Source organism: Acinetobacter sp. ESL0695 (assembly GCF_029392135.1).
Lineage (GTDB): Bacteria > Pseudomonadota > Gammaproteobacteria > Pseudomonadales > Moraxellaceae > Acinetobacter > Acinetobacter pollinis.
This window is the reverse complement of sequence record NZ_CP113932.1, coordinates 1039570-1053157: the sequence shown is the minus strand read 5'-3', so window position 1 is coordinate 1053157 and position 13588 is coordinate 1039570. Positions and strand designations below refer to the sequence as shown.

Sequence of the window (13588 nt, the reverse complement as noted above, 5' to 3'; positions counted from 1 at the left end):
TATGCAAAATGTCGATTTAGCTCCCCTACTTCAACCTATTTCTCCTGAAAACCCATGTGGGGACGATCATTCTTTTTCAAATGACTTTCACGAGCTCAAAAAAGCACAAGTAGAAGATGATCCATTACTTGATTTAGGTGAGTGGGTTGCGGAACCTAAACAAGCCGACTGGTCTTTCGTTTCCACAAAAACTGTAGAGTTGTTGACCAATACCACGAAAGATATTCGTCTACTTACTTGGCTTTCTTCAGCTTGGGCAAATATTTACGGATTTAGTGGCATTACGCAAAGCCTTGAATTGTCACATCGAATGCTCGAACAATATTGGTCTAACATTCACCCCCTGATTGAAGATGAAGATTTAGATCAACGTCTCGGTCTATTACAAGGGCTTGTCAGTCAAATTCCACTAGCATTTAAAAAGCAACCCTTGGTTAATACAGCACCTTTTTACTCAATTATTGATTATGAGAAAATGTTGCATCAGCAAAATGCTTTCCTTAAAAACCCCGACAACTTTGAACATGATGAACATAGCAAAGACTTAGAGCTATTTGAAAAATCGTTGGCTACCATGTCACACGATGAGCAACTGAGTAATTATCAAGATTTTCTAAAAGCACTCGAGCACTGGGAAACTTTAAAAGCAGTTCTTGATCAATTCATGGGTTTAGATGCACCAAGCTTTGCACAAATCGACTCCCAATTGGAAAGTGTCAAAACAATTCTTTCAAAAGTATATAAAACTGAGCAAATGCAAGCACAATGCATTACAGAAAATACTGATATGCCTACTTTTGGCAACGAAGAAGCGAGATCTCAAGCTATTTCGCAACAGCAACCAACTTTTGGGGCATTTCAACCTTCACCACAAAGTCACTTAGAAAATCGGGAACAAGCTATTGCCGCGCTTTTACAAATAGCCGAGTACTTTAAGACAAATGAGCCTCATAGTCCTGTGAGCTATATGCTTCAGAAAACCATTAAATGGAGCAAAATGCCACTACACGAATGGCTCACCCATGTCATTAAAGATGATCATCATCTTGGATCACTTCAAGATATGTTAGATGTTCCTCGCGATTCTTATTAATTATTGTATTGGTTATAGCTATGTTTAAAGCGCAAAAAGTCTTATGGGGCGAAGGTTTATTTTTACGTCCTCAACACTTTCAAGTTCAAGATACATATCATGAACAACACCTTAACTACACTATTCGTTCAACTATTCCATTTTCATATGGAATACAAACACTCGTATTCGACCAAAATCAGCTAAATTTAAGTATTTTGGCTTTAGAACGTATAGAAATGATTTGGCAAGATGGGGAGGTATATTCTGCACCTATGCAAGATCTTCTTCCAGAGCCATTACTATTAGATGACCTTCATTTACAAGGGGATATGTATATCTACTTGGCATTGCCTATTTTACAAGCCAATAAACAAAATGTTGCCTACGAAGAAACGACTCAACCACATCGTTATTATTCACACTTAACGGATACGCACGATATTTTTACAAATGCTTCACCTTCGCAGATTACTTTATTACGTCGTCGAGCAGAGTTTAAGTTACTTGATATAGATGTTCATCCAAGTGAAGTACTTGATGGCTTTATTTATATGCCTATTGGTAAAATTAAACCTCAGAGTGGTGGCCATTTAGAGTTAGACCCTACATTTATTCCACCTATTTTGCATATAAAATCGAATAACAGCCTTCAAACCAATTTAAAGAAGACGTTAAATGTTATTAAAGCTAAAATTAAAACCATTCAGACCAACAACAGAGAAAATGAACAAAAGATTGTTGAGTTTCGTTCTGGAGATATTGTTTCTTTTTGGCTGGTCAATGCATTAAATACAGCCTACGCAACGTTAAACCATATTTCATTAAATCCACAAATCCATCCAGAACGATTATTTAGTGAATTGTTACGTCTAACTGGCTCTTTGCTTACCTTTACAACAGCATATGAGGTTGATCAACTCCCGCACTATAATCATCATCAATTGCACAACAGCTTTTATCAATTAGATGTTATTTTAAGAGAGTTATTAGATACGATTATATCAAGTCGTTATATAAATATTGCCTTGAAAGAAAATAGACCATCTTACTGGGTGGGTAGTTTAGAAAGCGATAAAATTACCAAAGATTCAAGATTATATATTGCTGTTTCAAGTACGGCTATTCAAACCCACGAACTTATTCGCACCATACCTTTACGCTTTAAAGTCGGCAACACCACAGATGTTGAAAAACGTGTTATTGCCGCACTTCCAGCCATTCCTCTACATCATTTGGTGCAAGTTCCTACAGCGATTCCTGTTCGTTCAGGCGTCAGCTACTTTGAAATAGAACCACACGACGAATTGTATAAAGACATGTTAGCAGCGCAGTCTATCTGTATTTATGTTCCTAAAGGTTTTGACGACATTAGTATAGAACTGATTGCCGTGACCAATCACTAAAAGGAAGAGATGAATATGCAAAATAGTACACCATCCTTGTTTGATGATGGTCAGATTGGTACGGGTACGGAATATACTCAGAATATTCCGTCTACCATCTCTCGTAATTTAATAGACTTACTTTACGATGGTTTTTATCTGGTTTTCTTAATTCGAAATGGCTATATACCACATCAACCTGAACAATTTAGATTCAAGGTTATACAGTTACTTGAAAAATTTGAACAACACGCAAAAAAACTAGATTATGCAAGCCAAGATATACAAGATGCTAAATATGCATTTTGTGCATTGATTGATGAAACGATTGCGATTCAACAGGATAGTTCATTTTTTGACTTACAAAACTTCTGGCTAAATGATCCATTACAACTTAAATTTTTTGGTAATCAACTTGCTGGAGGACATTTCTTTGAAATACTCGAACAGTTACGTATGCATGGTAAAGAAAGATTAGAAGCACTAGAAGTATTTCATTACTGCCTATTGCTTGGTTTTCAAGGTAAATACCGCATAGCATCTCAAGACAGTATTAACCATCTTATTTCTAGAACTGGGGACGAAATTGATTTTCTCCGAGGGAAAAAGCATGAGTTTTCACCATTTGCAGCCCTACCTGACCAAGTAAGAAATATTTTACACAATGAGCTTCCATTTATTTGGATACTGGTCTTATTACTTGTATTTTCAATCCTTTCATTTGCAGGTCTAAAATTTACATTAAATAAGCAAAGTACAAGTGCTTTAACGCCTTATCAAAATGTCATTAGCACACCAGTTGAACAAGCACATATTACAATACGTCTTCCTTAGGCATAGTGAAAGATGCCATGAAGCTTATCTATATGAACGTATTTCCGACTTTAAGAAAGGTATTCATTAAAATACCTTTCTTTTTCATAGCTTTCCATTTGATCAATCATTGTTTCAGTCTAAAAAGCACATGATTACATTTATTATTATTAGTTTTATTGCTTTGATCTGTATTCTTAGCTTACTGTTATTTCCAGATCTTCGACAAAAAATCTTCTCTACACGTTTAAATTTTTTACCTCAGAGTAAAAATATTTATCAACAATGTCTTCAGTTTATCGGACAATTAAATCAAGCAACCACAGCCAATAAGCTTCAAACCCATTGGTATTTACAACAATGGTGGATTTTAATTGCTGGACTTTTTCTTATTCTCAGTATTCTTATTTTTGTTATCACTCGACCTGTAGATACGATACATACCGAAGCAAGCTATTTAAAGAATGTAGACCCTCAAGTATATGCTTTACTCAATGGTGAAATGCTTACTCCACCACCAGAAGTAGATGATCAACTGGTTGATGCAGCAATTGTACAAGCCATGCAAATTGAAAAAGGTTATCAAAATACAAATGCACATGTCACTTTTGACAGCTTTACCACAGGTAAAACACTGATTGATCGTAAGTGGGAGCACATGAACCCACGATTTAAACAGCGACTGCTGATGGTATTTAAAATTATGAAAGAGAGATATAACTACGAGCTGGTATTGCTTGAAGGCTACCGTAGTCCAGAAAGGCAAAGTATGCTTTCAAATAATATGAATACCACCCGTGCTAAAGCTTATCAGAGTTATCATCAATTTGGTTTAGCAGCAGATATTGCTTTTAAGAAAGATGGAAAAGTCTTAATTTCTGAAAGAGACCCTTGGACGTGGCAAGCTTATCAGGCTTATGGTGAAGTTGCAGAATCAGTTGGACTTACATGGGGTGGTCGTTGGAAAAATCTTCATGACTACGGACATACAGAATACCGTATGCCTGGACTTCAAAAAACTGCTGAAATGGCTGAAAAATTGACAAATGAGGTTGAGTAATAGATGAAAATTAAAGATTTAACGCTCTGCTTCATGGCAATACTCTCTCTCACTGCGTGTTCAAATGAGCAAAAACAGCAAAAAGGTATTCAACCTATGAATTTTGATAAACCTAAAACGCTCTGTTTAGGACGAATTGAAATTGATGTCCCGCAAGAAACAACGGTCATTATCGATGATTTTAACTACAATAGCAGTACTTACAGTATAAATACCGATATTCAAAGCTATGCTGAATATCAAAAGTTTATTGCCAACCGTATTCAAGAATTTAAAAGCAAACCTCATAAGACAGAAGGTACGTTACTCAGTAGAGAAATGGCAGGCCCAACTAAAGACGATAGAGGACGCAGTAATAGCCATATTATCATCTCAAGAGGAACCTTTTCTAACTCAACTATATATGATATCGAAGCCTATATATATATTAGACCCGGAACAATGCTGGTTCTTAAAAGTGGCGCAAGTACAGACTTACTCAGTGGCGCATTAAAAGATTTAGACTATAACCTCAGAAATACTCACCCACGTACTGCCGAAAATCGCAACCAACCTGGGTACTGTTGGGGAGACTTCTTTATTTTCGATGATATGACCTTAAATCATGTGTGGGGCGGTAGCCATCTTTATTTACGATTTCCAAGCTATCCACGAGTAAATATCAACTTAGAACATCGTGTTCGACTCGAGTCAGATGAACCCATCATTCAACTTGTTAAAAAACGTACGGCTCAAATACCTCTATCTCTTCGTGCATTAATGAAAGTCAATACCCTAAAAGAGGAGAAAAAAACTATTCATGGCTTTGCGGGTGAAGAGCTTATTCAACATCTTTCTACACGTGGATACTTTGAACGTGGCTACGAACTCGGTACTTGGCAATATTTAGGTGACCTACAGAATAATAATGACCCATTCATTCAATTAGAACTTGAAAGTGCGGTACATCGTGAATATGCACCCTCTAGTGAACATTTAAACTCGACTGTAAGCCAAAAGTCGGTACTGCGCTTGTACAATTTTATTCGCGATAGTATTCGACTCTCTGAACCCAACCAAAAACGTGTACAACAATACAAATAGTCTTTTTTTCTGTAAAAACCACTCTAAAAAATACAAATAAAAATATATATAATGTACAATTTAAGTAATAAATTGTGAACCAGTTAATACTTTAATGATAATAGGCATCATTAAGTGAATAACGATATAGATGACCTTTATATATGAACCGATTTAAACATTTAACGCTCTGCTTCATGGCAATACTCTCTCTCACTGCATGTTCAAATGAGCAAAAACAGCAAAAAGGTATTCAACCTATGAATTTTGATAAACCTAAAACGCTCTGTTTAGGACGAATTGAAATTGATGTCCCGCAAGAAACAACGGTCATTATCGATGATTTTAACTACAATGGCAGTACTTACAGTATAAATACCGATATTCAAAGCTATGCTGAATATCAAAATTTTATTGCCAACCGTATTCAAGAATTTAAAAGCCAACCGCATGAAACAGAGGGTACGTTACTCAGCAAAGAAATGGCGGGCCCAACTAAAGATGATAGAGGACGTAGTAATAGCCATATTATTGTTTATCGTAGTACTGAATATAGCAAAAATATCTATAATATCGAAGCCTATATATATATTAGACCCGGAACAATGCTGGTTCTTAAAAGTGGGGCAAGTACAAACCTACTAAGTCGTGTCTTAGATCACTTAGACTATAATCTCAGAAATACTCACCCACGTACTGCCGAAAATCGCAACCAACCTGGATACTGTTGGGGAGACTTCTTTATTTTCGATGATATGACCTTAAATCATGTTTGGGGCGGTAGCCATCTTTATTTACGATTTCCAAGCTATCCACGAGTAGATATTACATTAGAGCATCGTGTTCGACTTGAGTCAGATGAGCCACTTATTCAACTTGTTAAAAAACGTACGGCTCAAATACCTCTATCTCTTCGTGCATTAATGAAGGTCAATACCCTAAAAGAGGAGAAAAAAACTATTCATGGCTTTGCGGGTGAAGAGCTTATTCAACATCTTTCTACACGTGGATACTTTGAACGTGGCTACGAACTCGGTACTTGGCAATATTTAGGTGACCTACAGAATAATAATGACCCATTCATTCAATTAGAACTTGAAAGTGCGGTACATCGTGAATATGCACCCTCTAGTGAACATTTAAACTCGACTGTAAGCCAAAAGTCGGTACTGCGCTTGTACAATTTTATTCGCGATAGTATTCGACTCTCTGAACCCAACCAAAAACGTGTACAGGAGCAGACTCATGAGTGAGAGTACAATTCGTGCATCTTCGGTAACCAGTCCAAGTTCTAATAAGCTTGGTACACCTGTGGAAGTACAAAACCCAGATACCATACCTATTGTTTTTATACCCGGCATTATGGGTTCTAATGTCAGAACAAAAAAAACAAAAAAACCTGTTTGGCAGCTAGGAAATGGTTTGGGAATAGCAGCTACATTATACAATCAGGCTAGAAAAACACCTGCTCAGTTAGAAACCGAGCTCAACCCACTTACAACAGAAGTAGACCCTACCGGAGACATTAATATCTATTATAACAACCTAAGCCACAAAACGCTGAGAGACCGTGGCTGGGGCACAGTGCATTGGGGAAGTTATGGAGATATTTTAGTCTACTTACAAAATAAATTAAATCATATTTACTTAGAAACAAAAGAAGCTATTTTTCTAGAAAAGCCTACTGTTTCAGAATGGGTCCGACTCTTAGAGGACAACGAGGTGAAAAATTGGGGGACAACTTCTTCTTTACAACCTATAACTGCTTCTGAAATTGAACATTTAAAAAAATTCCATTTCCCCGTATATGCCAAAGGCTATAACTGGCTACAATCGAATGAAGATGGCGCACAAAATATTGCAAAAGAACTAGATAAGATTAAAAAAGAATGGGGAGATAAGTTTCATAAATTTATTATTGTTACGCATTCTATGGGTGGGCTACTTACCCGTCGCTTGGTACAACTCAGAGAGGCAGATATTGCAGGTGTGGTACATGGCGTTATGCCTGCAGAAGGAGCTTCTTTAGCATATAGACGCATAGTTTCGGGGTGTGGAGATGCTGGTTTTTTACCCTCTTTTGTCATGGGTCCCAATACCGAACACACTACAGCCGTGATTGCTAATTCGCCAGGTAGCTTAGAGCTGCTCCCTACCCCACGCTACAACCAAGGTAAACCTTGGTTACTTTTAAAAGGTCAAGACAGCAACCAAAACAATTATACGGTTACCCTACCTAAACAAGACCCATATAGCGAAATTTATAAGTCAGATCGGGTATGGTGGGAAATGGTTAAAGAAGACTTCATTGACCCTGCAAAGATTATTAAGCTTGAAGTAGGGCAACAATTAAAAGATGTTTATTTCAATAAAATTGACAAGGTTCAAAAATTTCATACAAAAATCGCAGACCACTACCATCCATGTAGTTATGTTCACTATGGCCACGACAAAAAAAACAAAAGCTTTGAATGCTTAACTTGGACACTGAGCCAACCCGTAAAAGGCTTAAATGAAACGCAGTTACTGTGCTCACCCCCAGCTAGTTTACAGCAACGATTAACGAATTATCATAAAAAAGCTAAAGTATTTGTTGATAGCATAAAACAAGATAAAGAACCTCCAACTCAAACCCTCAGTGATCTTGGTACGGAAAATAATGGTACACGCTATATTGCACTTGGTAATGACGAGCTGGCTCACTTTTCTATTTCTTCTTCCGACTCTTTTGGCGACGGCACCGTACCGCACGTATCTGCAAATGCACCACAAGGTAAAAAAGGCGTACAGCAGGTATTTCGTATAGAAGGTTTCGACCATCAAGGTTCTTATAACAACGCACATGTTCGACGCTCGGTTCTCTACTCTATTGTTAAAATTATTCATACAAACAATATTCAGCCGAAGTACCGATAGTTTCTTACTGCTTTTAGTTAATTATGCATATGCCATATCTTATTTTATGTAAATATAGGTCACAGTCATGTTAGATCCAGATACTATTTTCAATACCTTAAACAAACTTGGGTTTGGTATTCAAAATCATGCGATCCGAATTCAATTTTCAGATATTGAACTCAATGCTCAAGTCATGTTGCAACGTATTCATGGTCAGCATCGTATTAACAGTGGTTTGTCTGCCGAATTAATTTGTTTATCTAAAAATCCATTTCTATCTTTAAAACAATTTATTGGTTGTAGGGTTGCTGTCGATCAAGTTACAGATCAAAATGAGCTTATAAGAACTACTGGCATTATTACAGGTGCAAGTCAGGGCAAAAGCGATGGTGGAATGGCAGTTTATCGTCTGACTTTACAAGATGCGACAAGCTTATGGCATAAAAGAAGAAATAGCCGTGTTTTTGTAAGTAAAAGTGTGCCTGAAATTATTCAAATTTTATTTAAAGAATGGCAGTCAAAAAGTACGTTGTTTGCTTCTAGCTTATTACTAGATCTAAGCGGACTAACCAAAACATATGATATCAGACCATTTGTCATGCAGTACAATGAAACAGACTATGACTTTATTACCCGTATTCTGCGAGAAGAAGCAATTTGTTGGTTGGTCGACGAAAGTAACCATTTCGGTATAGCTTCCCGACAAATTGAAGCACAACAACTCAAATTAATTGATGAAAATAATCAATTTCAATCATTAAAAAGAAGAAATATTCGCTACCATAACAGAAGCCAAGCTACTGAAAAATTTGATTGCATTACTAGCTTTACCTCACAACGAGAATTACAGCCTACCTCAACTTATATCCAACGTTGGCAGGCAGATGAGTTATTACAAGAAGATGGTAGCGGTAGTGTTTTAAGTGCGCATGTACATAGCCAACAACTCGATAATGTATCACTCAGCTTAGAACAAGCTTGGTCTATATCTCCAGCTTGGGTGTCGGATTTAAAAGGAGAAGATCAGGCAACGTCTTCAACACATAAACAAATTGAGAAAACCAATCAGCATTTTTCTCAGCTACATGAGTTGCAATCTAAGTATTTTACTGCTCATAGCAGTGTACGAGATGCGCAAGTGGGCTATTGGTTTAAGTTGGAAAATCATCCTGAATTAAATTGGCAACATGCCGAACACGATAAAGAGTTTCTAATTTTAAATAAAAAATTCTATAACCAAAATAATTTACCTACCGATATTCAAGATCAATTAGATCACTTATTAAAACTTAGTCATTGGCATATCACGAAAGACCGCCAAGAAGAGCGCCAGTTTAGCGAATTAACAGTCATTCGACGCCACATTCCTGTAGTTCCTGAATATAATCCTCTGGTTCATCGCCCTACTGCTCATATACAGCGTGCAATTGTGGTTGGAACTGACAATGAAGAAATTTATGTAGATGAATGGGGTCGTATTAAAGTACGTTTCTTATTTACACGTCCTGAAGATCATGCACATGATGGAGGTGCAGGTTCCAATAATACCGATACTGACTCTGCGTGGGTCGATGTCCTCACACCTTGGGCAGGTGAAGGTCATGGTGTGCGTTTCCTTCCTCGTAAAGGAGAAATCGTAGCTATAGATTTTTTTGAAGGAAACATTGATCGTCCATTTGTTATTGGACGTTTACATGAGGCACATCGCTCCCCTACCCAGTTTGACACTATAGGAAAACTTCCCGATACGAAAAAACTTAGCGGTATACGTTCAAAAGAGGTTTTAGGTCAAGGATTTAACCAACTTAGATTTGACGACACGACTGGGCAAATTAGTGCACAAATTCAAAGTAGCCATAATACTTCTCAATTAAACTTAGGCCATTTAAGTCATCCTAAAGAAAATTCGGAAAGTGAAAGTCGTGGTGATGGTTTTGAACTTCGTACAGATGCTTGGGGGGCGATTCGTGCATCTAAAGGAATGCTATTTACCACTGAAGGAGATGGGCAAGCCTTAGGTGCACAACTATCTAGAGATAAAATCAAAAAAAATATTGAGTTCCATACAAAATTTGATGAACATTTTAAAGAGTTAGCAAAAGCTCACGATATTGATGAACCAGATTTAGAAACACAAACACAATTAAATGAAAAATTAAATCAATATGACAAAAATACTGAAGGGTTAATGGCACTGCATAGTGAGTCAGGTATTCTTATTGATAGTCAACAAGGTACATTTGTATCTTCTAAGAAAAATATTGATATGAGTACACCTGAAAATTTACAGTTTTTTACTGGTAAAAATTGGGTTGCAAAAGCACTAAATAAAATTAGTATTTTTGCAAAACATGCGGGTATAAAAATCAAATCTGGTGAGGGTGATATTGATATAAGCTCACAAAAATCGAACATGAACCTATCCTCCAGAAGAAAAATGCATATTTATGCATTAGAAGATCTACTACGTATCGAAAGTGGGAAAGGGGTTCTTATTAATGCTCAAGATGCTTATATCAAAATAGAAGGTGGAAATATTGAAATAGGTTGTCCAGGTACACTCGAGCTTAAAGGAGGACAAGTTAAAGTTACTCATGGAAGTACACTATCGAGTCAACTACCTAAAATGCCTGAACACAAAGCTAGCTATGACGAGCATTTTATATTGCATTATTCAGATGGTACACCTGCAAAGAATATTAAATATAGAATGACTAGTGAAGATGGTCAGGTTCATGAAGGCATTTCTGATGAAAGTGGCAAAACAAATATTTATACAAAAGACGCAATGACAGCAATTCATTTAGAAATTTTATAAGTTATTTATACACTCAACTACTCACTTAAATATAAGATTTAAGTGAGTATAATTTAAAAAACTAGCTGTATTTTTTAATGATACGAGTTCGTATTTTTACAATAAATAAAAATAATTACCCATTATAGTCTAAGCATGTTCTCTTTTGAGTTTATATCAAATGAAAAAAATTATGCTTGCTCTAGGTACATACACTGTACTATTCAGCGTGCCTTTATATGCTCATTATGAGCAAACACAACCAGCTAAAGTAGATGTTCTTTTAAAAACTCAGCACTCTTGGAATCGTAAATCAAATATCCAAATGGATTTCCAGAATTATCCATTCTTCATTTTAAGTTAAAACCGAACTCAATACTGCCTCTACATCATGATCCATATCCAAATGCAGGATATAACATGGAACTCTAACTATTCAAGATAAAGATGGGCATAAAAAAGAAAGGCTTTTATTGAGTTAGTCCATCATATAGATAGAGGTATTACAGGAGCGATATGTAACTCTGATTCTTATTTAGTCTGATATTCATTCTCTCCCAATATCCATCTCTGAACTTGGTAAAAAACCATATTTTTAAAGGTATATTTATATGAATAACATTTATATTATTGCGACAATGCATTTTTTGGATGTAAATAAAGATGAATTACATCGCGAGCTTTCATCTATTGTTGAGTTGTCACGTGCAGAATCAGGAAATATCCGATACGATCTACACCAAGACCAATTAAATAAAAATAGTTTCGTCTTTTATGAAGTATGGGAAGATGAAACAACATTGAATACACATAAAACATCTCAGCACTTTCAAGATTTTTTCGCTTTTGTTAATAAACATGCAACAGATGTCACTATAAAAAATCTTTCATTATTTGAACTATAGGAAATAAAAATGTCTAAAATCTATCAGTTTTCAACCATCGGTGCACTTATGTCTGGGTATTTTTCACCAGATCAAGATATATATAAAGTATGCTCATGTTCAAGTATTGGCTTAGGTTGCTCTGAAAATTTAAATGCAGAAATGACAATCCTGAACGGTACACCCTATACAGCAACAGCAGAAGAGGCACTTAAAACACCTGAAGCCCCTCTAGAAGTACCCTTTTATCAGGTTACAAGCTTTGATCATTTTCAGGAATATCATATTGGCGAGGCATCAACAAAAAATCTCGAACAATTTGTTCAAGCAGTCATACCGTTAAATAATAATTTTATTGCACTACGTATTAAAGCGACATTTCATGAGCTTACACTCAGACGACCTTACGCATCCTCTGAAACAAGAAGTGTTCAAGAGGTTTCAGATCATCAGGAAGTTTCAACTTACAAAGAAATTCAAGGTCATCTTGTTGGATTTTGGACACCTGAAATGTTTGGAAGAATTTCTGTACCAGGTTTTCACTTCCATTTTTTAAGTGAAGACAAATATGTGAGTGGGCATGTTCTAGACTACTATTTTTCCTCTGCTCTTTTACAATGCGAAGAAAAAAATGTAATAGAAATTACCCATCCAAAAACATCAGCATTTAAGAACCTTAATATAGATATTGAAGGCTTGGATGAAGTTATTCGTAAAGTTGAACAATAAAAAATTCTGCCTATATCCATCACCTTTATAGGTATGGTATAGGTAGTTTAACTTAATGTTTATCATCTAAAGTTGAAGCAATACGATTATAAAAATGAGAGCTTGTTTTATTTTTTAATAAGAATTTTTTCGGTGACATTTCTGTAAAATAAGAAAACTCTTTAATAAAATGGGCTTGATCATAATAATGGTTTAAATGATCTTGATTAGAAAATGAGATTGTATTGTGCGTTAATACTTGCTTCATCGCATGCTCAAATCGAATAAGACGTTTTACTTCAACAAGGCTCAGTCCTGTTACTAATTTTACTGTTTTCTGCAAGTGTCTTTGACTGTATCCAATATCTTGAGCTATTTCCTTTAGTGAAACACTTTCCATGCCATAGTAAACTCTATTTAAGAACTCATTGGTCAAGCTCAATTTATTAGCTACTGGTCGACACTGATACTGTAAACGATTTAATAAGAAGTCCTCTATATACATTACTTTATTATAAAGATGCTGTGTTTGAATAATATTTTCTCTTAGTTGCGTTATGGCATCCCCCCATAAATCATAAGGGTTTACAATCGTTTCATAATCTGCTTCAAAATCTTTTATAAATGTATTAATACTTCCAAGCCGAAAACGTATAGATATAAAACTGACAGGTTCATCTAAACAAAAATGTATAGGTGCATATCTTGGTCTAATTAACACACTATCTACATAATGAACATTATTTGGTCTGGACGCATCATAAATGGCTATTTTCTTGTTAAATATAAAAATTTCAGAACCTGATCCAGGAGGCAATACTGGCATAGCATCGATATTAATCCAGTACCAATATTTACTAATATATTGTTTAAGGGCAATAGAAGGATAAAAGAAATGAGGCACCATAT

The 13588-nt window shown here is 35.8% G+C and carries 11 protein-coding genes; 10 read left to right on the top strand and 1 reads right to left on the bottom strand.

The features are described 5' to 3' along the window. The first annotated feature begins 1 nt into the window (after position 1). The 10 genes from tssA to OZX61_RS04930 all read left to right on the top strand — a co-directional run bounded on the left by tssA (position 2) and on the right by OZX61_RS04930 (position 12700). Positions 2-1093 carry a type VI secretion system protein TssA gene (tssA, locus tag OZX61_RS04975; protein ID WP_277095493.1) on the top strand — a complete coding sequence of 364 codons (1092 nt, stop codon included), beginning with the start codon at positions 2-4 and terminating at the stop codon, positions 1091-1093. Positions 1094-1113: 20 nt separating this feature from the next. Further along, positions 1114-2478 carry a type VI secretion system baseplate subunit TssK gene (tssK, locus tag OZX61_RS04970; RefSeq protein WP_277095492.1) on the top strand — a complete coding sequence of 455 codons (1365 nt, stop codon included), beginning with the start codon at positions 1114-1116 and terminating at the stop codon, positions 2476-2478. A gap of 9 nt (positions 2479-2487) precedes the next feature. Beyond that, a complete protein-coding gene (gene icmH, locus OZX61_RS04965; protein ID WP_195772384.1) occupies positions 2488-3291 on the top strand; it encodes a type IVB secretion system protein IcmH/DotU in 804 nt (267 codons plus the stop codon). 130 nt (positions 3292-3421) lie between these two features. Continuing rightward, positions 3422-4330 carry a M15 family metallopeptidase gene (locus OZX61_RS04960; protein ID WP_277095491.1) on the top strand — a complete coding sequence of 303 codons (909 nt, stop codon included), beginning with the start codon at positions 3422-3424 and terminating at the stop codon, positions 4328-4330. A gap of 3 nt (positions 4331-4333) precedes the next feature. Continuing rightward, positions 4334-5413, top strand: coding sequence for a T6SS immunity protein Tli4 family protein (locus OZX61_RS04955; RefSeq protein ID WP_277095490.1), 1080 nt, complete (start codon positions 4334-4336; stop codon positions 5411-5413). A gap of 143 nt (positions 5414-5556) precedes the next feature. Further along, positions 5557-6645 (top strand): T6SS immunity protein Tli4 family protein, encoded by a 1089-nt coding sequence (locus tag OZX61_RS04950; protein ID WP_277095489.1) that lies wholly within the window; start codon positions 5557-5559, stop codon positions 6643-6645. Further along, positions 6638-8308, top strand: coding sequence for an alpha/beta hydrolase (locus tag OZX61_RS04945; RefSeq protein WP_277095488.1), 1671 nt, complete (start codon positions 6638-6640; stop codon positions 8306-8308). Before OZX61_RS04950 ends, OZX61_RS04945 begins: the two co-directional genes overlap by 8 nt. Before the next feature lie 67 nt (positions 8309-8375). Continuing rightward, the gene (locus OZX61_RS04940) at positions 8376-11108 is read left to right on the top strand and encodes a type VI secretion system Vgr family protein (protein ID WP_277095487.1); all 2733 of its coding nucleotides are present in this window, start codon (positions 8376-8378) and stop codon (positions 11106-11108) included. 590 nt (positions 11109-11698) lie between these two features. Next, a complete protein-coding gene (locus OZX61_RS04935; protein WP_277095486.1) occupies positions 11699-11992 on the top strand; it encodes a putative quinol monooxygenase in 294 nt (97 codons plus the stop codon). Positions 11993-12001: 9 nt separating this feature from the next. Then, positions 12002-12700: an acetolactate decarboxylase gene (locus OZX61_RS04930; RefSeq protein WP_277095485.1), complete on the top strand. Its 699-nt coding sequence runs from the start codon at positions 12002-12004 to the stop codon at positions 12698-12700. A 52-nt stretch (positions 12701-12752) separates the two neighbouring features. On the opposite strand, the gene OZX61_RS04925 is transcribed toward OZX61_RS04930, so the two are convergent. After that, positions 12753-13586, bottom strand: coding sequence for a helix-turn-helix domain-containing protein (locus tag OZX61_RS04925; RefSeq protein ID WP_277095484.1), 834 nt, complete (start codon positions 13584-13586; stop codon positions 12753-12755). Between the last annotated feature and the right edge of the window lie 2 nt (positions 13587-13588).

What these genes read in the sequence shown, in the direction of transcription:
- tssA (WP_277095493.1), top strand. Translation starts at nt 2, where the DNA reads ATGCAAAATGTCGATTTAGCTCCCCTACTTCAACCTATTTCTCCTGAA.
- tssK (WP_277095492.1), top strand. Translation starts at nt 1,114, where the DNA reads ATGTTTAAAGCGCAAAAAGTCTTATGGGGCGAAGGTTTATTTTTACGT.
- icmH (WP_195772384.1), top strand. Translation starts at nt 2,488, where the DNA reads ATGAATATGCAAAATAGTACACCATCCTTGTTTGATGATGGTCAGATT.
- OZX61_RS04960 (WP_277095491.1), top strand. Translation starts at nt 3,422, where the DNA reads ATGATTACATTTATTATTATTAGTTTTATTGCTTTGATCTGTATTCTT.
- OZX61_RS04955 (WP_277095490.1), top strand. Translation starts at nt 4,334, where the DNA reads ATGAAAATTAAAGATTTAACGCTCTGCTTCATGGCAATACTCTCTCTC.
- OZX61_RS04950 (WP_277095489.1), top strand. Translation starts at nt 5,557, where the DNA reads ATGAACCGATTTAAACATTTAACGCTCTGCTTCATGGCAATACTCTCT.
- OZX61_RS04945 (WP_277095488.1), top strand. Translation starts at nt 6,638, where the DNA reads ATGAGTGAGAGTACAATTCGTGCATCTTCGGTAACCAGTCCAAGTTCT.
- OZX61_RS04940 (WP_277095487.1), top strand. Translation starts at nt 8,376, where the DNA reads ATGTTAGATCCAGATACTATTTTCAATACCTTAAACAAACTTGGGTTT.
- OZX61_RS04935 (WP_277095486.1), top strand. Translation starts at nt 11,699, where the DNA reads ATGAATAACATTTATATTATTGCGACAATGCATTTTTTGGATGTAAAT.
- OZX61_RS04930 (WP_277095485.1), top strand. Translation starts at nt 12,002, where the DNA reads ATGTCTAAAATCTATCAGTTTTCAACCATCGGTGCACTTATGTCTGGG.
- OZX61_RS04925 (WP_277095484.1), bottom strand. Translation starts at nt 13,586, where the DNA reads ATGGTGCCTCATTTCTTTTATCCTTCTATTGCCCTTAAACAATATATT.